This is a genomic window from Butyricimonas hominis (genome assembly GCF_014287455.1).
GTDB lineage: Bacteria > Bacteroidota > Bacteroidia > Bacteroidales > Marinifilaceae > Butyricimonas > Butyricimonas muris.
This window is the reverse complement of the sequence record NZ_JACOOH010000005.1, coordinates 208,800-228,893: the sequence shown is the minus strand read 5'-3', so window position 1 is coordinate 228,893 and position 20,094 is coordinate 208,800. Positions and strand designations below refer to the sequence as shown.

Sequence of the window (20,094 nt, the reverse complement as noted above, 5' to 3'; positions counted from 1 at the left end):
TCAAATACCGTTTAACAATCTGTTTTTATAAAACACATCTACCGCATCAGTATATAAACTTTGTTCTAAAGCAATATCATATTCGACAGCATTATAGTGAAATGTATCGGTTCCCATATCCCAGTATAAATATTGAGCTTTGGGATTGTGATTCCTCGGTTGTCCAATCGATCCCGGATTCATAAACACAGTCCTTTTCTTTCCCCTAAACTCAATACATCCTCCAGCATAAAACATTTCTACATGAAGAGGGAAATGAGTATGTCCTGACAATACATAATCATACTTCGAGTAACTTTCTTCTTTCATTGATTCTGAAGTCAATTTTCCCCAGTACACATCCCGCAACTCCCCATGCAAACACAATACAGAACGACCATTTAATAATATTTCTGCATATCCTTCGCCCTGCATTCGACTTTGAATATACTCGTAACTATCAGCTGTCAAAATATCTTTCGTATACTTTAAAGTAACACGTCCCCGTTCACTCGAAAAACGAGAAAAATGTGTACTATCCATCAAAGCCTTTTCGTGATTACCGAATAAATTACACATTACTTCGTATTCTTTTGACAAGGCTTTTATTTCCAGTATAACCTCATTAGGACGCATCCCGTAATTTATGATATCCCCTAAAAAAAATATTCCATCAGGTTTATACTTTTCTTTAAAATCCCGTATTACCGCCTTTAGTGCAGATAAATTCGCGTGTATATCCGATAATATAACAAACTTACTACCCATTCTTAAGAAAATTCATAAAATCATGCTTATTCTCAACAGGAGAAGTTGCTGGACGCCCAAGATCTCCTCTCGAATCAATCCTCACTCGAATTTCCAGTAACATTGGCCCCTTAACTTCCCTTATATTCATCAATATTCTTTCAAGTTCATCTTTAGTTTTTGCCACAAACACATGTTTATATCCACAGGCTTTTGCCACAGCAGGAATATCCAGATAAAATGCCACCGTCGGTTGTCCGCCGACAGACTCATGTGCTCCATTATTAAATACGAAATGCCTGTAATTCATTGGTGCCAACTCGCCAATATTACTAATCGCCCCCATATGCATAATAAAAGCCCCATCACCATCAAAACAAAAAACTTCCCGATCAGTCTTCTCAATAGCAATCCCCAATGCAATTGAAGATGCATGCCCCATAGAACCAACGGTCAGAAAATCTCTCGCATGCCCTTGCCCTAACGCTGTCCTATATTCATATAATTCCCTTGACAACTTTCCCGTGGTAGACACAACAATATCCCGTTCCTTCAAGTGAGCAACAGTGATCTTCAAAGCCTCTTCCCGTGACAACGGATAATCATTTTCTACCTCTTTCTGCAATTTATACTTACCGAATAATCCTTTACGGATAAGCAGAACATGAGAAATACTCTCGTTTTTAACCTGTACAATCGCATTTTGTATTTGTTGCAATGCTAGCTCTTCCCTTTCATCCAATATCGTATACGGAATCTGCATCGCCTCCAACAAAGCAATAGTAACCTCCCCCTGCTTTTTATGTTGAGGCTCATCTTTTATACCCGGTTCTCCGCGCCATCCTACCATAAACAACATTGGCAATTTATACACCTTTTCATCAACTAACGATAACAAAGGATTAATAGCATTCCCTAAACCGGAATTTTGCATATACACCAACGGAATTTTACCTGTTGCCAGATAATATCCGGCAGCAACCCCAACTGCAGCGCCTTCATTAGCTGCAATTAAATTTTTTTCTTCCGGGGTAAAATCTGTAATATACGCACAAATACTTTGCAGTAATGAATCCGGAACCCCGGTAAAGAAATCCACTCCTTGGGCAATAAAGGCGTCGTACACTTTTTTTACATCAACCATCATCAATCTATTTTGTTCCCGGAATCAATTCTAATATTTGTTTTATTGGCATACAATAAGGATCTGCCTCCAGAGATCTTTCATTCTCAAGGATTATTCTTGCCACATTGTACATTGCCGGATAAGAAGCCCTCAACATGTGATTGGCGTAAATCACGATATTTACTCCCCATTCGTTCAGTGCTGTTTCAGTAAACTGATTATACGTCGTGGGTACAACCACGATAGGAGTCACTTTATCTTTCTCTCGGAATTTTTGACAGAACGCCTTTATATCTTCTCCCGACTTGTCTTTACTGTGAATCATCACACCATCAGCACCCGCCTCCACGTAAGCAAAAGCCCTTTCGAGGGCATCTTCTACTGGCTGTCCGCAAATCAAACTTTCAATTCGAGCGATAATCATAAATTCCTTTGTAACCTGCGCATTTTTTCCCGCACGCAACTTGTCACTAAACTCCTCGATTGTAGCTTGGTGCTGTTGAACAGACGTTCCAAACAAAGAATTCTTCTTCAATCCAACTTTATCTTCTATAATAACAGCAGAAATACCATGACGTTCCAACGTCCTAACCGTAAACACAAAATGTTCTATTTTTCCACCCGTGTCTCCATCAAAAATAATCGGTTTCGTCGTGCACTCCAATATATTATTCAAATCCTGCAAACGAGTCGTAAGATCAACAGCCTCGATATCCGGTTTACCTTTACTGGTAGAATCCGTCAAACTACTGGACCACATACCATCAAAAGCTTGTAATTTATCCCCTTTCTGTAAAGAAATACTCTCGATAATTAAACCGGACAAACCACTATGTGCCTCTAGTATTCTCACGATCGGCTTTGCGGCAATCAATCGACGAAGAGTTTTCAGTCGGACATCCGGAGTTGTCCCGATAGCTTTAATGTCCTTATCCAAACCTGACGAATTAATTCCCTTTGTATAAGGGATCTCTATCACTTCGCCTCCAATTTCTTTCATTACACGAAAAACATCTTCCCTAATTTGTTTCAAAGGACCTCCGACCCAATCATCCCCATGAATAATATAATCAGGTTTATATTTCAACAAATTGGGGACATAACTCCATTCTTCTTGCGGAACTACTCGACTAACCCCCTTAATATTAGCAACAACTTCCTCTCTTTGTTCATAGGACAAATGAGGCAAACGCTTATGTGAGGCTATAGCTTTATCGGTTAATAATCCGATCAAAACTTCTCCATATTTGGTAGCTTCCTTAATAATATTAATTAATCCCGGATGCATTATATCCGCCGTCATGCCTAAATAAACCACCTTCTGCATACTCTACAATTCTATATTCTAATTTCAAATTATACTGAAAATCAACCTACTATTTACTCAATAATATGAAAAAATTTATGCCGTATAGAAACTCGCCAAAGATACATAAAATAATACGATTCCCACTATATTTACTGTTCATAAATCAATCCCAGACCATTACACGTTGAATCAATTTATATAATACTGGATCAACCAATTCTAAAGAGCACCTTGAAATTGATAAAGATGATTTTCGGTACATGTAGAGTTTAATTTACAGCCTCAGGCAGTTGTGAGTTGAAAACAAATAATGTACTTTTGTGCGGAGAAAGAATAGAGAGGGGTGGTTTACCCTCCCATAATATAAATAATCACAGGTTAACGCAACTATTTCGCAAATACAGCATCCTTAATAAGTTGGCTAACCTTTTAAAAATGTTTTATGCAAGAATTTGATGTAACGGATTTGATCCGATTGTTATGGAGAAAAAAGTCTTTTATTCTTAAGACTACGTTTATATGTTTGTGTTTGGGCGTGCTTGTTGTGTTATTGAGTTCAAAACAATATACTTCTATTTCCTCTTTTATACCCCAAAAACCGCAAACGGATTTAGACAAAAGTGCTTTGGATGCTTATTTACAAAGGGAGAGTCCAAGTATTTACGAGGCAAATGAAGTGCTAAACCCAGGATTATACCCACGAGTTGTAGAAAATGTGACCTTTCGTAAAAAGGTCATGTATATGCCCGTTTGGGAAGGAAAAGATGGGAAAAAAGTTAATTTAGTGGAATACTTGAGTTCTGATGAGTATCATCCTTTTCATTTTGGCCGTTGGCTAAAGAAATACACGATAGGATTACCCGCCACGATTCGAACGGCAAAAAAGGGAGGTTTTGAAAATGCTATGGAACGAGACACTTCATTGCTTATATTATCACCAAAAGAACAACGGGCAACAGATGTATTGCAAAGAGGTGTGGTTTTATGGATTGGGGAGGACAATGCTTTGTTGCAAGTGACAACAGGAGACCCCGTGGTTGCGGCTCGTTTAGCCCAAAATGTACTGTCGTTGCTGAAAGAAGAAGTAACGAATTACCGTTCTGCAAAAATTGAAGAACAATGGGTATTTTTAAAACGGCAAATAGGAGTAGTTATGCAGGAATTGAAAGCCAAACAACAGGAAATGGCAGAATTGCAGACGAAACAACATATTCTTTCCACTGGAAATATTGATATACAGAAAGGCTATCTATTAGCTGAATATCAACATCTTTACGGTAGTTATCAAGAGTTGAATGGAAAATTGGAAAGATTAAAGTTAAAGACACAGGATAACACGCCGGTATTTACTATGTTAGAAGAAGTTTACGTACCTTATCAAGCATCAGCTCCAAGACGGGGAATTATTTTAACCGCATTCGTGGCTCTCGGACTATTTTTAGGAATGGTATTGGTAATCACACTACCTTATATAGCAGAAGTGACTCGAAGTAAATTTTTGATGCGTCATTTTTCGGTGAAAGGGGATCAAGTAAAAGATGTTGAATAAGCGACTGATAGGAAATCCGCTAGTTGAGAATTTTCTCTCGTTAGCCATTTTGCAGGGGATAAATTATCTTTTGCCGTTGATCACGATACCTTATCTTTACAACCATCTGGGAGTGGAGCATTACGGGTTAGTAAATTTTGCTATTGCTTTTATGCAATACTTTCTGATCGTGACCGATTTCGGCTTCGGATTATCTGGGACTCGCTATATCGCAGAAAACAGAGATCAGAAAGAGGCGATCAATACTTATGTGAATAGTGCAACTTTTTCCCGCATGGGGATTTGTATCGTTTCTTTCGTCATCTTATTGATTTGTTTGTTTCTAATTCCTTCTCTAAGACAAGAAAAGATGTTCTTCTTGTTATTTTTTGGGCAGGTAGTAGGAAATATTATGTCTCCCTACTGGTTCTTTCAAGGAATGGAGCAAATGAGATTTATCACGATAATGACTGTCGTAACAAAAGTATTGAGCCTAACACCTTTATTCTTTGTGGTAAAAGATAGTGCTGATTATTTTTATATCCCGATTTGTTATAGTGTGGGGAGTATCGGGAGTGGAATCATTTGCCTTTATTTGATGAAAAAACGGTTTGGAGTAAACTTCTTTTTTCCAAAAATAAAAAATATTATGACCGTGACAAAAGATAGTGCCAATTATTTTCTATCACGAATTTCTGTTTCGATGTTTACGAATACCAATACCTTTGTGTTAGGATTGGTTTTAGGTAACACCGCAGTTGGCTATTACTCTTTGGCAGACAAGGTTTATCAAGCGTTAACAGGGATATACCAACCTTTAGTGTCTGCAATATTTCCTTATATGACGAAAAACAAAAGAGTAGCCCTTTTCAAGAAGATTTTTATTTGGTCGAATTTGGCTAATATTTGCTTGGTTATTATTGTTGCCTTATGTATATCGGATATTATGCATTTATTGTTTCAGAATGTGGATGAATCTAGTGTGAACGTGATGTATATTTTTCTGCTTGCCTGCTTGGTAGCTTTGCCAAACACATTGCTGGGATATCCATTTTTGGCAGCATTGGGACATCCTAATTTTACAAACTATTCGCTAGTTGGAGTTTCATTGGTACATATTGTTATAATTACTTGTTTGTGGGGTAGCGGATGGATTTCTATTTATAGCGTGGCTTGGGTCGTGGTGATGACAGAAACATTATTGTTATTAGTTCGGGCTTGGGGCGGACATAAATATCAGCTTTACGGACAGAGTATAATAAAAAAAGTAATAAAATGAGTTTGAGTTATAAAGAGGTACGAACTTTTACTCCCATGGGGAAATGGAATACCAGATTGGTAGCGGATTGGCTATGTATGCCGCTGTCTCCTTTTTTTTCAACAAGATTCGTGGAGTGGAAATTGAGACCGAATACAATCACGTTATTCATGATTTTCTTCGGGGTTATGGGATCTGTGTTTTTTGCCTTGCCCGATTGGAGTTTTAAAGTGACGGGGATCATTTGTTTTTATTTGTGGTATGTGATGGATTGCAGTGATGGAGAAGTGGCTCGAATCACAAAACAATTCTCTACATACGGGCGGGATATGGATTATTGGGCACACCTAACTTGTCATCCATTAATGAATTTGGCTCTTTGGTATTCGTATTTGCAACTTGGGAGATATGACGAGAGGCTATTGGCTTTTGTGTTTATAGTATTTATTTCGATAGAATTCCAACATCGGGCTTTATTGACATTTCAAGCCTATCACCGGAAAGAAACAGGCACGGAAAATATTGATAATCCTTCTGTATTTCGATATATTTTCCGACAAATGTACCAATATCCGAATTTTATATTGCTGTTTCCATTAATATTCTTGTTGGAATATTTCACGAAAATTCCCACGTTCTATTTACTCGTGGGATGGTGCTCGTTTTTTGTCGTAGGAGTAGGACAAGCTTTATTGAGAATGATTGCATTTTGTTATAAGGGTTAAGGATGAGCGAAGAAAGAAAAATCGGCTTGAAAGACACGTTATCGATGTTACTATGGGGAGTAGTGATTCTTATTATTACTCGTCAAGTACCTTTCGTGTCGTATAGTATATTCGGTAATCTGGCTTTGCTAGGTATTGTCGTATTGAATATACGTTATAATGCAACCGGATTTTATCGCACATTTCTGCCTATTCTCTGCTGGTGGTTCTTTCTGGTATTTTACGCCTTGCTACAGGGGAACGAAGTGCCCCTCGTGGCTCGCTTTGCTCTGATTATTTTCTTCCTACTAGCGGTTTATTTCATCATTTTACCTTCTCGGATGATCAAGCTGCTGTTCGCTTTTACATTGTTACAATGTATATTTCTAATCGGACTAGAGTTTGTTCTTTTGCTCTTTTTTAATTTAGAGACATATGAACCACTCCGACATTATTTTATCAATCAGGGATGGGGAGACGTTTACACGTTCACGGGATATTTTTATAATATACCGGTAAAAGGTAACGCACTATTACCTTTCGTGTATATGCTATCGTATTTTGTACCTGTATTTCCGGAAAAAAGAAAACGTTTCTTCAGGTGTATATATTTGTTGGCTATCGTATTTGCCGGAAACTTTGCTTACCTAATCAGCTTGTTTTTCTTCCATTTTATACTCTTTTTCTTACAGAATGAGTCTCTCCGACGATTACAGATGAAGGTTCTAGGATTATCTTTTCTAATTGTATTGTTTTTTATCCCCGGATTGATTTTCGTGGAGAATGTCATGTCTAAAAAAGTAGATTCTATGGGGACAAGACAAGATCAAGTGGAGGTCTTGATACGAGATATGGGACAAGAACACATGACTATTTGGCTGGGAAAAGGATTAGGAAATACGGTTTCGGAGAAAACAGCTTATCGGGATTACACTGGAAATGTTTATTTCGAGTTACAGACGGTTTATTTCTTTAATCAATTAGGAATTGTGAATTTTATTGTTTTTATATTGTTGAATCTATTTTTGGCTTACACGAAGATTCGAGATCCTAGGTTGTTGTTCGCTTATTTATGCTATATTCTTTATGCATTTACGAATCCTTATATCTTGGATACGAATCAAGTGATTGTGATATTAACTTTAGTAATGGCAAATAAAATACTTGAAGATGAAAATAGGGTGTGTACTCGTAATGTATAATCCTCAACAGGAGTTGTTGACAGCTTCTTTAGACTCATTGAATAAACAAGTGGATGAAATCTTCTTGGGGGATAATTCTGTGAATATGCCGGATTTTATGGCAACATTACTTACTTTATATCCCAATGTGTATTATCGTGGTTTCAAGGAGAATTTAGGGATTGCCGAGGCACAGAACCGAGGGATCGCTTATTTCCAAGAAAAGGAATTTGATTTCGTGCTATTTATGGATCAGGACAGCTTGGCTCCGAAAAATTTAGTTATTTCTTTACTAGCAGATTACGCTCGTTTGCAGCAAACAGGAATTGCTATCGGAGGAATCGGTCCCCGCCCCTTTAATCGGAGCGAAGGAAAACCCTACGTGGGGGCAGTGAAGAAGGGAAAATTAATTTTACCGGGAATCACGGAAGTTGGAGAAATTATTAGTTCTGCATCATTGATTCCTATGGTCCATTTCAAGCAGATCGGAGGGATGGAGTCGAGTTTATTTATTGATGGGGTAGATCATGAATGGTGCTGGAGAGCCAAGAAGATGGGTGGATGGCGCTTTTTTATTTCAGAGAAAGTACAATTGAGTCATCAAGTAGGAGAAGGTGACCGACCGTTCATTCTTCGGAAAGTGGCTATACCCACGCCTTTTCGTACATATTATCAATTTCGAAATTATTTTAGATTGGTTCATCGGGGATATGTACCCTTGTATTGGAAAGTTTCTAATGGTTTCAAATATAGTATAAAAATTTTTTATTATCCTTTATGCGTCTCTCCGCGTATAAGTTACATGAAGCAAATATTAAAAGGAATTTATGCAGGAATTACAGGTAAATAAGGAAAGCTGTTTTTCGGTATTAATGGCTGTTTACACGAAGGAGCAACCGCTTTTTTTCAGAGAAGCCTTGCAAAGCGTATTTGAACAGAGTTTAACTCCGAATGAAGTGGTATTAGTGAAAGACGGTCCGCTAACTGAAGAATTGGATCAAGTAATTGCTGATTTTTCTAATGAAAGAAAACAATTAAGGGTTATTGCTTTAGAGGAAAATCGGGGACTAGGAGAGGCATTACGTGTTGGATTGGATGCTTGTTCTTTTGACCTAGTAGCACGAATGGATAGCGATGATATTTGTAAACCAAATCGCTTTGAAAAACAAGTTACCTTTCTGAAAGAACATCAAGAAGTGACTATTGTCGGCAGCTGGATAGAAGAGTTCTCTGATTGTAAAGAGAAAATAGAAGCAATTAGAAAATTACCTCAAGAAGATAAGAAGTTAAAGGTATTTATGAAATGGAGGAATCCATTTAACCATATGACGGTGATGTTCCGAAAAAAGGATATACTTGCAGTAGGCGGTTATCAACCGTTTTATCTATTAGAGGACTATTATCTTTGGAATAGGTTAGCCAATGCCAATTATTGCTTTGCTAATATTGGGGATTCTTTGTTGTGGGCAAGGGGCGGTTACACGATGCTGGAGCGACGAGGCGGGTGGAAATATGTCGTATCTGAAAGTCGATTATTAAAATACATGTATAGTTCCGGGCGAATTAATATTGCGGAATTCGGGATAAATTTGATAATGAAGAGTGTGATTCGTTTAATTGGAAAACGATTACGCCATACAGTGTATACGTTTTTTTTGCGTAAAAAAGTAAAATGTGATAAATAAATTCATGACAAGAAAACGACTTTACATGCAAATGACAAACACTCAACAATTCGTCAATAGAATTTACAAAGATGTAAACCTATAGAGAACCCACTGCAATCCTAGCCAAGTAATACCGTAGTCATACCCTACCTCCGGTCTTCCTCCGTTTATCACGCAGAGATTCTATTATCTCCAATATAGAATCCCCGCCCTTAAGGCACCAATTCACCGCCTCCGTGTACTTATTTCTATAGGTCTTGGGTAGTATTACGATAGGTTTTCAGTAAGACATTCACCTCGAATCACAGGAATTGAGCCATATACACGGGAAGATAAATAATTTGCTCTTCTTTACGAAGTTCCTTTGTATAAACGAGATAACGAGAAAGAATCTTATTGGAAAACTTATTGCAGAAAGCATTGATGCTCTCCCGGAAAGATCAATCTTTCTGAAATCGTCTTCATACAATTGAGTAATAGCTCTCTTTACCCCAAATACCCGAAAATCTCAAAATCTTCGTTCACAAATGGACCTCATTATCTCGTGAGAAAACAATAATTACATCAGAAACACTTTCACAAAACTTCCTCCATCCGCACTAGTTCATGATTACGGAACTGCATCACGATACAATGTAATTTCGTGTCATGTATCATCAGCTTCACTCGCGGAGCCACAGCATACCTCTTTATTTGCTCCGTGGCCTCCAACCATTGCATTTCGGCTTTGACATCAGTATCCTTTGCCGACAAATATTTCAATTCAATGATATAACTATGCTTCACCTCGTAATGAAGCAAATCAGGCATCAGGAATATATCACAGTAACCATGGTCCAATTCCATCTCCGGAGCTATCAAGTAATAGGCATTCGCACTCAAGTAAGCGGTAAAGAAACCTTGTATATTGCGCTCTCCCTCGATAGCACTACGCACCGAAGAATTCTCCTTATAGGCATGGGCAATAAATTCCAACGTTTCTCGCCAAGCACCATCGTAGGCCATGTTATCAAACAAATCTATCAAATTGTTCAAATCAATATACCTCCGGCTTTGGTACTCTTCCAACATAAATTCGTAATACTGCTTGCGTACGTTATTATTGGGAATACTCAATACTAAACGAGTACCCCGTGTAGCGGTAATTGTCAACATACCGTAATAAAACAGCAAACTAGGAAACACCTCCGGATTCGTTATCTCAGAGGCAGGAAAAGTCAGTTCCAAATTCGCCACAACCTGTCCTTCTTCCGCAATCTTACGTAACACCCCTTTACGATTACCATCCAACTTATCAAGCTGGAGAAGTTTTTTCATTTTATTATAATCCGTGCGGGTATTAGGATCTATCATCTCCTTGGGTGACTTGCCTAGACTTATGTAATTACGCAAATAATAAAGCACCATGTCGCAATTAAATATCTTCGGGTCACGTACCAAACTCTCTTCCGCAAAACAATAGTTGTCATACCACGGCTTCATTTCCGTTATCATCGCTTCGATATCCGGGTTCCCCGGCAACCGCCCCGCATCCTTATAATATTGAAGCATCTCTCGCACGTCCGTTTCAGAGAATCCCAACATCATGTTGAACTCGTGCTTGGTACTAATATTCCAACCAATATTGAATCCGCTGGTCAAATCGTCCAGTGTCACGGGACTTACCCCCGTCATGAAGATACGCTCGAACATACCCTTGAACTTTTTGAATATCTCGCGATAAAAACCGCTGGCATGGGTTAAAGCACGATACACGTCATTACCTTGCTCGTTAAGCACCACGTTGGTAAAGTTATCATATTCATCGACAATCAAGTAAAGCGGGTACCCCAAGCGTTTTGCCTCCACCTCGATAACACTCAACTTGTCGGCAGCAGACATCGAAGCGTAAAAACTCTCCACCACTCTCGGCAGATAGGCATCCTCGTAAGTTGCCATGAACCCGTCTAACTGACGACAACAATACAAATTGAAATTCTCCTCCAAAGAACTCATGCCCGCACCCGCTTTCGAGAAATCGAGAAAAAGAACTTGATACCTTCCCCGCAACGGCGTGGGATGTTTACCAATCCACAAATTCCCGAAGCGTTTCTCGAACTTCTCTTTCTGCGAAATATCGTAATACGCTTGTAACATACTTAGGAAAATACTCTTCCCGAAGCGACGGGGACGGATAAGGAACAAACTATTAGGCTGTTCTTCCAGCATGGGCAAATACATCGTCTTGTCCACGTAATACTCTACAAAGTTAGAAACACCATAAGGGATTCTCTTTACATTTTCCATCGTCATTTCAGCTGTTCAACTCATAATCAAGAGATAAGCAAAGATAGTCCTTTCCGGTTAAAAGCACAAGAGGGATTTATTACAAAATCGTTCACAAACGAACCACACTATCCTGTGACACGGCAGCAATTACATTACCAACCCGGGGCAATCGAACCAAAACCCGACACACACCCGGCTCATCAAGCAATTCTCCCTCAAGTCCTAAAAGTTTACCTTGAATGACACGAACGGGAGAAGTAACCGGAATATCACCTTCAACAACATCTATTTCCTCCGCGTGATCATTTAAAAGACGCAAGGATGTAATCTGTTGCTCGGAATACACGACAGGGGTTTCGCCCTCTCGTAAAAAAGATATTATGCCGGTAATGTCTTGAATTTTGGAAAACTCGGAACGTGTAAGCCGCACGAATACACAATTGCTAAACAGAGGAACTTCCACCCGTTTTACCTGATTATCCGAATTCCACTCCACCACACGCGAAGGGATATAATACACGATTCCGGCTTCATCAAGTCGTTTTTTTACACGTTTTTCCGCCCGAGAAGCGGTATATATAGCATACCAATTCGTCTGCTCCATTATTCTCTCACTTCTAAATTTTCAGTCACCTGAATTTTATCCAGCACCTCCTGCATGTGGTGTTGAACTCCCTCTTCTTCCATTTGAAAATCAATGGATTCATAAGTAGAGTTCTTGGATTTAAACTCGGGAACGATACATTTCATTTGTTTTACCACGGCAAAGTTATCCCTCGTTTGCAAAGCGATATCAAGAGCTTTGATCGAATCGACAACTTCATTATAATTATATTCACGCACTTTAGCAATCTTGATTCTCTCGTGCACGGTAGGTAAAGTGGTTTCTTTCACGTTAAGTACCTCCTCGTACAACTTTTCACCCGGACGCAAGCCCGTGAACACGATATGAATATCTTTACCTATCTCGTAACCGGAAAGTTTAATCATCTTCCGCGCCAAATCAACGATTTTGACACTCTTACCCATGTCGAACACGAATATTTCACCACCGTTACCCAATGCCCCGGCTTGAAGTACCAACTGGCAAGCCTCCGGGATAGTCATAAAGAAACGGGTAATCTCGGGATGAGTTACCGTAACCGGCCCCCCGGCCTCTATCTGTTTTTTGAAACGAGGGATAACCGAACCATTGGAGCCTAAAACATTTCCGAAACGCGTCGTGATAAAACGAGTATTCGCTATTCGATTTAAAGATTGTGTATAGATTTCCGCGATACGCTTGCTGGCACCCATGACATTGGTAGGATTCACCGCTTTATCGGTAGAGATCATCACGAAACGTTGGCAATCATATTTGACAGCACAATCAGCCACGTTTTTCGTTCCCAGAATATTGGTTTTCACACCTTCGATCGGGTGTTTTTCCATCATTGGGACATGCTTGTAAGCCGCCGCGTGATACACTATATTAGGTCTGCATGTTTTGAATATACCTTCTACCCGACTCTGGTCACGAACATCACCGATCTCGATCTTGTAATCGGTAAAACCACATTCTTCCTTTAATTCCAATTCGATATCATAAAGAGCAGATTCGGCTTGATCGAACAACACGATCATCGCCGGGTTGAAATGAGTCAACTGGCGCACGATTTCACTACCGATTGAACCTGCCGCACCCGTTACCAGCACGACCTTGTTCAATAATTGTTTACGCAAATTCATCTCGTCCATGTGGATCACTTCACGCTCGAGTAAATCCTCGATCTTTATATTTTTAATATGCCGCATGCTCAATTCCCCGTTTATCCAACTCTCGAAACGAGGTACCTCAAGCACGTTGACATTCGCGGTCAAACAGGTTTCCACGATCTCTCGCTTTTTATCAGCCGAAATCTGTTTTTTGGCAATCACCACTTTATCTACCCGGTGACGTTTCAACAGCCCGGGCAAAGCGGACATCTTGTATATTTTGACTCCTTCAAGTACTTTCCCCGCCTTGCGATTGTTCACGTCGATAAAAGCCAACACGTTATAAGTGGCATCTTCCACGTTATCCATGGCATGCTTTGCCATAATCCCGTACTCGTCACTACCACAGATAATCACGTTCTTTTTCGTGCGCTCGGCCCCGACGTACTGGGAAAAGATTTTTTTCACGATCGCACGACTCATCACCATCACGCTTGTCAATCCCACGTACTCGGTAAGAAGCACCGACAAAGGGATGTAAGTCTCGCCAAACACTAGAAAATAGATACCGTCTCCCATCAAAAGAGCTATCTCACCCGCTGTCAAGACGTAATAGATACGCAAAGCATCCTCTGTTCCCGAGAAACGCACTATGCCGGAATAAGTACGCCCCAACACGAAACTGATAATTCGGACTCCCACGATCACGAGGGCTCCGTTCAGAACAAAATCCAACCTCATCCGGTCAATTTGGAAATTAACCCAGATCAGATAGGCAACACTCACAGCCATTATGCACAACGCCACGTCTATCAAGAATACAATCCATCTAGGCGTGTAAGAAAATGAATGCAATGTCCTCATTCTGTAAAGACCATTTGTTATAAAAGCAACCATATCATTATTAGTATAAAATAAAAACCTTCGCGGATTACCATTCCTTAAAGGTGGACATCCGCGAAGGTAATAGAAATATATTAAAAAGAAAACTTTTTTAATATGCTTTTAATACGTTCACCTCTTCCGGCGTTAAAAATCGCCAACGTCCCCGCGGCAGATTTTTCTTCGTGATCCCGGCGAAAAATACCCTATCCAACCGGAGTATCTGGTACCCCAGATGCTCGAATATCCGGCGAACGATTCGATTCCGACCGGAATGAATCTCAATCCCGACCTGAGTCTTATCGTCAGCAGATACCATAACTTCATCGGCTTTAATAAAACCGTCTTCAAGGTCAATACCTTTCCGTATGGCATCCAAATCTCCGGTTTTTACCACCTTATCCAAGAATACGTGATAAATCTTCTTCTGGTTATACTTGGGATGCGTTAATTTTTTAGCCAAATCGCCATCATTCGTGAAAAGTAACACTCCTGTGGTCTGACGGTCCAAACGCCCAATCGGGTAAACCCGTTCTTTGCAAGCTCCGTCGATCAACGACATCACGGTTTTACGCTCCAAGGGATCTTCCACCGTGGTCACGTAATCTTTCGGTTTATTCAACACGAGATATACTTTGCGCTCCGGAACAATCACTTGCTCATCCACTTCAACTTTATCCGTCCGTTTCACTTTCACCCCTACCTGCTGTACAATCTCACCGTTCACCTTCACTCGTCCGGTAGTAATCAAAACATCCGCATCACGTCTGGAACAAACACCTCCTTTGGCAATATAACGGTTTAAGCGCAGTTCTGTTTCCTGTCCCTCGTTTTTCTTGCGAAACTCGATTTGCTTTTTCTTGCTGTATACACTTCTGGATGCCTCCTCGTTATCAAACGATCTCTTGGGACGCTCGGAAAACCGTTCGCGACGATCTCCTCGATCATCCCGATTTCCCTGCTCCCGACGATCATCTCTCCGGTACGCGTCACGATTTCTGTCTTGGAATCGATTTTCTCTGTTTCTATCCTGATCTTGCGGACGTCTTTCACGACGGTCTTCACGGTCTGAATTACGGTAATTATCACGATACTCTCTTCTCTCACGATTATCTCGATTATCTCGGTTATCACGGTCATTGCGATATTCCCGTCTTTCACGAGCATCTCGACTATCCCTGTTATCACGATACTCCCGTCTTTCCCGGTTATCACGGTTGTCCCGGCTATCCCGATCAAAAGATCTTCTCGGAGCACGGTTATTGTTATCCCGATTCTCGAAACGATTGCCTTCACGTGTTCCTCTTTCCCGGTTTCCATCCGTCTCCCGACGATAACGATTCCCGTTGTCGGAATCCCCGGATTGTTCTCTTTCTCTTTCCTTGTTCAAATCACGGATACCATTATATCCACGTTCACGGTCAGACCGCTCCGCGTTAAAACGGCTAGGTCTTCTGAATTCTCTTTCTCCACCCTCACGGTTTTCGAAATTCTGTGTTCTGCCCCGACGATTCTCATCACGATTCTCTGTCGGTCTAGTAATTCTAGGTCTTTTAGTTTCCCTACTCATGTTCTAAATCTCAATTTAATTTTTGATTTTATTTCAATCACGCGAGCCGATGCCCATTTCTAATTTTGAAACAGTGATCACCCTATTTATCTTTCATTTTCAATTTTACATTTTCAATTTTCAATTACTTCGGTGCCGCCCTATAAACGAAAAACGCCACCACAGAGAACAGGATATTCGGTATCCATACAGCTAATAACGGATTCATGTTTCCATTGGTTGCAAAAACTGTTGAAAATTGCATGAATAAAATGTACGAGAAACTGATTAATAAACCTAATCCCAAGTGGAATCCCATTCCTCCCCGTATTTTTCGGGAGGCTATACACACGCCGATTAACGTCAATATAAAAGTGGAAAAAGCACCCGAAAACATCTTGTACTTTTCGATCTGGTATTCCACCACGTTACTGCTTCCCCGCAATTTTTGACGGGCTATATACTCGTCCAACTCCGGCAATGTCAGACGTTCCTTGATTTTCTTCGGGTCTTCAGTAAATTCTTTTACACTGAAATTCAGTACGGTATCGATATCTTCTTTCCCGACAGTATAAGTTTCATTCGTCCCGTCAAATTCCCGTAAAACCCAATTTTTGATAGTCCATTTTTCTTTTTTATCATTCCACACGATAGAATTCGCAGACAATTTGCTGACCAGCGTGTCATCCTTGAACACCTCGTACGTGAAATTATCTCCCCGTTTGGCATATATACTGAACCCGCTCATGTAAATAAACTCACCGGGCGCCACCTGCTGGTGAATATCATTCTCCTTGAAATTATAAGGTTTCCAGATATATTTTTCAGAAAAATCAATCCGTTTTTTATTGGCATTGGGTATAATGAACGCGCTCAACAAGAGTGACAGACCGGCAATTACCCCCGCCGAAATCATGTACGGGCGCACCATACGCCGGAAACTGATTCCCGTGCTCAGAATAGCGATAATCTCACTGTTGTACGCCATCTTCGAGGTGAAAAAGATCACGGATATAAACGTGAACAAGGCGGAGAACATATTAGCGAAATAAGGCACGAAATTCACGTAATAATCGAAAATAATCGCCTGCACCGGGGCTTCTTTTTCAAGAAATTTCTCCAAACGTTCCGAGAGGTCGAAAACAATCACAATACTCAAGATTAGCACCATCGAGAAAAAGAAGGTACCCAAGAATTTCCGGATAATATAGATGTCTATTTTTTTCATTTTCACATGTACCTCGCGGCACTACAATCTTCTTGTAACTTTTTTAATCGTTCTCGTTTTCCACTCTACAAAATCCCCTGCCTGTATATGTCGGCGTGCTTCCCGCACCAACCACAAATAAAACGACAAATTATGGATCGAGCAAATTTGTAAGCCTAAAATTTCATCCGCTTTTATTAAATGTCGCAAATAAGCTTTCGAGTAATCGGTATCCGCGAAACTCAACCCGGCGGGATCGATAGGACTGAAATCATTCTCCCATTTCTTGTTCTTTATATTGATAACCCCTTCTGTCGTGAACAACATCCCGTTCCTACCGTTACGCGTCGGCATCACGCAATCGAACATATCCACTCCAAGGGAAATCGCTTCCAGAATATTTTCCGGCGTTCCCACGCCCATGAGATAACGGGGCTTATCTCGCGGCAAAATCCGATTGACAACCTGAATCATCTCGTACATGGTTTCCGCCTCTTCCCCGACGGCCAATCCCCCGATAGCGTAACCTTCCCGTCCCAAAGCCACGGCATGCTCCGCAGCACGTTCCCGTAAATCTTTATACACGCAACCCTGCACGATAGGAAAAAGTGACTGGTGATACCCGTACAAGGGTTCCGTCGCGTCAAACTGCCGCACGCATCTTTCCAACCAACGCTGCGTGAGTTCCAACGACTTTTTCGCGTACCCGTAATCACTCTGTCCCGGGGGACATTCGTCAAACGCCATCACGATATCCGCCCCGATCTTTCGCTGAATATCCATCACGTTCTCCGGCGTGAATAAATGCTTCGAACCATCTATATGCGAACGAAATACAACTCCCTCTTCCGTGATTTTCCGGCAGTCCCCTAAAGAAAATACTTGAAAACCGCCACTATCAGTGAGGATCGGACCATCCCACGAGTTAAACTTGTGCAAGCCGCCGGCAGCTTCCAATATACCCGTGCCCGGACGCAGATACAAGTGATACGTGTTTCCCAGAATGATTTGGGCTTTAATATCTTCCTTCAATTCCCTTGCATGCACGGCCTTCACGGTTCCCACCGTGCCCACGGGCATAAAAATCGGAGTTTCGATATTCCCATGATCCGTGGTCAACACACCGCATCGTGCCTCACTATTCTTGTCTTTCGCTAAAAGGGTATATTTCATCTAATCATGATTTTGAGCCTGCAAAGATAGCACAAGTAAACGAGAGTTGCAACACTAACTTTTTCGGTTCAAACGAATCATCTCCTGTAATCGCCTAAAACGGGCACAAACTTTTGACCACGTCCCCGCTTTGTCCCTAAAGCATAAACCGACATTATCCTTTATCGAGAATAGTGTCAGCGTGAAGGGTTGCTCTTTATACATTCGCACCCACACGTCATAAGTCAACATACAACACGCACGACATCTCCAAGCATTTTTACGCGGTTCGCGATAAATCATTTCCACGGCACAAGCATACCTCGAACCATCCGGGAGATCCACGAATAAAGAATCCGTATTGAAAACCGCGTTCGTTTCCACCGTAATCAATAATGTCACGGAATCCCTTGCATCCAAATAAGTATAATCATACAACAAAGACCCGCGACACAATTTCATATTCCCTTTCATCTCCGCCATTTTTTGAGGATACACGAAATAAAGCAATCCATCCGGATGTATTTTCTGCACGTAGAAACCTTTCAGATTCTGGGCTCCCAGCGGCAAAGCCATGAACAACACAAACACCAAAAACAATCTTCTCATAACTATTATATATATAAAAATAATCCGACCAAATTTACACCTAGTCGGATTAATACATGTTTCAATTAAATCTTCCGTTTACTCCCCGTAAACCATCACCTTATAAGTACTGAAAATTCCCAAAATACTCTTTTTCTGGCTGTCCACGTGGCTGATTTTCTTAATTCCGGCAGACTTGGCAGCGGCTTGAATAGAAGCATCTCCCGACAGATACACTCCCAAAATATTGTTCACGGAAGCAGTTCCTACCTTTGAGCCCAGCGGGTTGGATGTCACGTGTTCACCTGTTTGCACATCCATGTAAATAGCTCCCATTCCGGCTTGACTTGACAAAGACGCACAGCTTGACATACCCGCTGCCACTACCACTAGTAACAATAATCTTTTAATTGATTTCATAGTTTCTATTTTTAAATTTTAAATATAAGGTTCTTGTAACAACGCTCTTTTTAATATTTTTTCAAAAATACAAGAAAATCATAATTTCCCGTGCAATATAACGATGCGGGAATGACACGATTTTATTGCGAATCTTGCGACTGCATTTTCTCTTTTAACCGCTCGGACAAGTATGAAAAAAAGTCCCGTTTCAAAAGCAGGGAAACCCGAAATAACAGAGTCGTGTCAATACTTTCCTTTTGAAACAAACGATAAACGTTTGAACGATCGCATGACAATTTACGGGCAAACCAACTAATGCTCCGCTCCTGTTTTTCCAATTCCTCCTTAATTAAATCTCCGATACTTTTCTCCATAGTTTTTATCTCTATCCGTTACATCGCGAAAAACAACTGTCTTTCCATGAATTTCCTCTTTTTAACGACCGGGGACACCTTGGTACACCATCCATTTCCCATCAACTTTCCTCACATCCAAATTATCCGTTCTTTCTCTCTCTCCTTTTTTTTCTTTCAACAAGACCTGCACCTTTGCCTTAGTGCCATCTTCCGAAAACTCAATCCCTTTCACGGTTTCCTCGTACTTGGCTGCCTCTTCTTCCATGAATTTCAATACTTGTTTATCTTTAGCTTTTCCCGCTTTGACTATCTGGAAAAGCATATCATTTCCCACCACGTATTTCTCCATGGATGAATAGTTACCCTCTTTCGAGTCTTTATAAAACTTCAACGCCAAATCTTTCACTGTTTCCTCATCCGACTTACCACATGATGCCATTAAACCGCAAACGAGTAACAACATCAAACTAAATAATTTTGTTTTCATATTCAAACG

Annotated in this window: 18 protein-coding genes and 1 pseudogene; 6 read left to right on the top strand and 13 right to left on the bottom strand. The window is 40.5% G+C overall.

The window, feature by feature from the left end; translation table 11 throughout:
* From H8S64_RS12430 to aepX, 3 genes are read right to left on the bottom strand one after another with little or no spacing between them, the layout of a single operon-like run.
* Nucleotides 1–747: a metallophosphoesterase family protein gene (locus H8S64_RS12430; RefSeq protein WP_186976329.1), complete on the bottom strand. Its 747-nt coding sequence runs from the start codon at nucleotides 745–747 to the stop codon at nucleotides 1–3.
* The gene (aepY, locus tag H8S64_RS12425; protein ID WP_186976644.1) at nucleotides 740–1,870 is read right to left on the bottom strand and encodes a phosphonopyruvate decarboxylase; all 1,131 of its coding nucleotides are present in this window, start codon (nucleotides 1,868–1,870) and stop codon (nucleotides 740–742) included. Before aepY ends, H8S64_RS12430 begins: the two co-directional genes overlap by 8 nt.
* A gap of 7 nt (nucleotides 1,871–1,877) precedes the next feature.
* Nucleotides 1,878–3,179: a phosphoenolpyruvate mutase gene (aepX, locus tag H8S64_RS12420; RefSeq protein ID WP_186976328.1), complete on the bottom strand. Its 1,302-nt coding sequence runs from the start codon at nucleotides 3,177–3,179 to the stop codon at nucleotides 1,878–1,880.
* A 424-nt stretch (nucleotides 3,180–3,603) separates the two neighbouring features.
* On the opposite strand from aepX, the gene H8S64_RS12415 reads away from it, so the two are divergent.
* Genes H8S64_RS12415 through H8S64_RS12390 form a run of 6 tightly spaced genes read left to right on the top strand, consistent with a single transcriptional unit; the run spans nucleotide 3,604 to nucleotide 9,517 of the window.
* Nucleotides 3,604–4,710, top strand: a complete 1,107-nt coding sequence (locus H8S64_RS12415) for a Wzz/FepE/Etk N-terminal domain-containing protein (protein ID WP_186976327.1) — start codon at nucleotides 3,604–3,606, stop codon at nucleotides 4,708–4,710.
* On the top strand, nucleotides 4,700–5,968 hold the full coding sequence (locus tag H8S64_RS12410) for a flippase (protein WP_186976326.1): 1,269 nt from the start codon (nucleotides 4,700–4,702) through the stop codon (nucleotides 5,966–5,968). Before H8S64_RS12415 ends, H8S64_RS12410 begins: the two co-directional genes overlap by 11 nt.
* Entirely contained in the window at nucleotides 5,965–6,672 is a 708-nt protein-coding gene (locus tag H8S64_RS12405) for a CDP-alcohol phosphatidyltransferase family protein (RefSeq protein WP_186976325.1), read from the top strand. The genes H8S64_RS12410 and H8S64_RS12405 overlap by 4 nt, the downstream gene beginning before the upstream one ends.
* Nucleotides 6,673–6,674: 2 nt before the next feature.
* Nucleotides 6,675–7,853 (top strand): hypothetical protein, encoded by a 1,179-nt coding sequence (locus H8S64_RS12400; protein ID WP_186976324.1) that lies wholly within the window; start codon nucleotides 6,675–6,677, stop codon nucleotides 7,851–7,853.
* Nucleotides 7,822–8,682, top strand: coding sequence for a glycosyltransferase family 2 protein (locus H8S64_RS12395; RefSeq protein WP_186976323.1), 861 nt, complete (start codon nucleotides 7,822–7,824; stop codon nucleotides 8,680–8,682). Before H8S64_RS12400 ends, H8S64_RS12395 begins: the two co-directional genes overlap by 32 nt.
* On the top strand, nucleotides 8,660–9,517 hold the full coding sequence (locus H8S64_RS12390) for a glycosyltransferase (RefSeq protein WP_186976322.1): 858 nt from the start codon (nucleotides 8,660–8,662) through the stop codon (nucleotides 9,515–9,517). Before H8S64_RS12395 ends, H8S64_RS12390 begins: the two co-directional genes overlap by 23 nt.
* 558 nt (nucleotides 9,518–10,075) lie before the next feature.
* Here H8S64_RS12390 and H8S64_RS12385 read toward each other — a convergent pair.
* From H8S64_RS12385 to H8S64_RS12340, 10 genes and pseudogenes are all read right to left on the bottom strand, one after another.
* Entirely contained in the window at nucleotides 10,076–11,785 is a 1,710-nt protein-coding gene (locus H8S64_RS12385; RefSeq protein ID WP_186976321.1) for an ATP-binding protein, read from the bottom strand.
* A gap of 91 nt (nucleotides 11,786–11,876) precedes the next feature.
* Nucleotides 11,877–12,371, bottom strand: a complete 495-nt coding sequence (locus tag H8S64_RS12380) for a UpxY family transcription antiterminator (RefSeq protein ID WP_099293630.1) — start codon at nucleotides 12,369–12,371, stop codon at nucleotides 11,877–11,879.
* Nucleotides 12,372–12,460: 89 nt separating this feature from the next.
* Nucleotides 12,461–14,326, bottom strand: a pseudogene (locus H8S64_RS12375) (polysaccharide biosynthesis protein); the annotation flags it as partial.
* A 130-nt stretch (nucleotides 14,327–14,456) separates the two neighbouring features.
* Entirely contained in the window at nucleotides 14,457–15,914 is a 1,458-nt protein-coding gene (locus tag H8S64_RS12370) for a pseudouridine synthase (protein WP_099293632.1), read from the bottom strand.
* Between the two features lie 124 nt (nucleotides 15,915–16,038).
* Nucleotides 16,039–17,121 carry an LptF/LptG family permease gene (locus tag H8S64_RS12365; protein WP_099293635.1) on the bottom strand — a complete coding sequence of 361 codons (1,083 nt, stop codon included), beginning with the start codon at nucleotides 17,119–17,121 and terminating at the stop codon, nucleotides 16,039–16,041.
* Nucleotides 17,122–17,142: 21 nt separating this feature from the next.
* The gene (tgt, locus tag H8S64_RS12360) at nucleotides 17,143–18,273 is read right to left on the bottom strand and encodes a tRNA guanosine(34) transglycosylase Tgt (RefSeq protein ID WP_099293637.1); all 1,131 of its coding nucleotides are present in this window, start codon (nucleotides 18,271–18,273) and stop codon (nucleotides 17,143–17,145) included.
* A 54-nt stretch (nucleotides 18,274–18,327) separates the two neighbouring features.
* The gene (locus H8S64_RS12355) at nucleotides 18,328–18,861 is read right to left on the bottom strand and encodes a hypothetical protein (RefSeq protein WP_099293639.1); all 534 of its coding nucleotides are present in this window, start codon (nucleotides 18,859–18,861) and stop codon (nucleotides 18,328–18,330) included.
* Between the two features lie 78 nt (nucleotides 18,862–18,939).
* The gene (locus tag H8S64_RS12350; RefSeq protein WP_227215890.1) at nucleotides 18,940–19,260 is read right to left on the bottom strand and encodes a TRL-like family protein; all 321 of its coding nucleotides are present in this window, start codon (nucleotides 19,258–19,260) and stop codon (nucleotides 18,940–18,942) included.
* A 122-nt stretch (nucleotides 19,261–19,382) separates the two neighbouring features.
* Entirely contained in the window at nucleotides 19,383–19,616 is a 234-nt protein-coding gene (locus H8S64_RS12345) for a hypothetical protein (protein ID WP_099293641.1), read from the bottom strand.
* Nucleotides 19,617–19,677: 61 nt separating this feature from the next.
* On the bottom strand, nucleotides 19,678–20,085 hold the full coding sequence (locus tag H8S64_RS12340) for a DUF4878 domain-containing protein (RefSeq protein ID WP_099293642.1): 408 nt from the start codon (nucleotides 20,083–20,085) through the stop codon (nucleotides 19,678–19,680).
* Nucleotides 20,086–20,094: the final 9 nt, after the last annotated feature.

Bases quoted from the DNA above. Each gene is read 5' to 3' on its own strand.
- H8S64_RS12385 (WP_186976321.1), bottom strand. From the start codon at position 11,785: ATGGAAAATGTAAAGAGAATCCCTTATGGTGTTTCTAACTTTGTAGAG.
- H8S64_RS12365 (WP_099293635.1), bottom strand. From the start codon at position 17,121: ATGAAAAAAATAGACATCTATATTATCCGGAAATTCTTGGGTACCTTC.
- H8S64_RS12380 (WP_099293630.1), bottom strand. From the start codon at position 12,371: ATGGAGCAGACGAATTGGTATGCTATATATACCGCTTCTCGGGCGGAA.
- aepY (WP_186976644.1), bottom strand. From the start codon at position 1,870: ATGGTTGATGTAAAAAAAGTGTACGACGCCTTTATTGCCCAAGGAGTG.
- H8S64_RS12370 (WP_099293632.1), bottom strand. From the start codon at position 15,914: ATGAGTAGGGAAACTAAAAGACCTAGAATTACTAGACCGACAGAGAAT.
- H8S64_RS12340 (WP_099293642.1), bottom strand. From the start codon at position 20,085: ATGAAAACAAAATTATTTAGTTTGATGTTGTTACTCGTTTGCGGTTTA.
- H8S64_RS12410 (WP_186976326.1), top strand. From the start codon at position 4,700: ATGTTGAATAAGCGACTGATAGGAAATCCGCTAGTTGAGAATTTTCTC.
- H8S64_RS12345 (WP_099293641.1), bottom strand. From the start codon at position 19,616: ATGGAGAAAAGTATCGGAGATTTAATTAAGGAGGAATTGGAAAAACAG.
- H8S64_RS12395 (WP_186976323.1), top strand. From the start codon at position 7,822: ATGAAAATAGGGTGTGTACTCGTAATGTATAATCCTCAACAGGAGTTG.
- H8S64_RS12350 (WP_227215890.1), bottom strand. From the start codon at position 19,260: ATGAAATCAATTAAAAGATTATTGTTACTAGTGGTAGTGGCAGCGGGT.
- H8S64_RS12405 (WP_186976325.1), top strand. From the start codon at position 5,965: ATGAGTTTGAGTTATAAAGAGGTACGAACTTTTACTCCCATGGGGAAA.
- tgt (WP_099293637.1), bottom strand. From the start codon at position 18,273: ATGAAATATACCCTTTTAGCGAAAGACAAGAATAGTGAGGCACGATGC.
- H8S64_RS12390 (WP_186976322.1), top strand. From the start codon at position 8,660: ATGCAGGAATTACAGGTAAATAAGGAAAGCTGTTTTTCGGTATTAATG.
- H8S64_RS12415 (WP_186976327.1), top strand. From the start codon at position 3,604: ATGCAAGAATTTGATGTAACGGATTTGATCCGATTGTTATGGAGAAAA.
- aepX (WP_186976328.1), bottom strand. From the start codon at position 3,179: ATGCAGAAGGTGGTTTATTTAGGCATGACGGCGGATATAATGCATCCG.
- H8S64_RS12355 (WP_099293639.1), bottom strand. From the start codon at position 18,861: ATGAGAAGATTGTTTTTGGTGTTTGTGTTGTTCATGGCTTTGCCGCTG.
- H8S64_RS12430 (WP_186976329.1), bottom strand. From the start codon at position 747: ATGGGTAGTAAGTTTGTTATATTATCGGATATACACGCGAATTTATCT.
- H8S64_RS12400 (WP_186976324.1), top strand. From the start codon at position 6,675: ATGAGCGAAGAAAGAAAAATCGGCTTGAAAGACACGTTATCGATGTTA.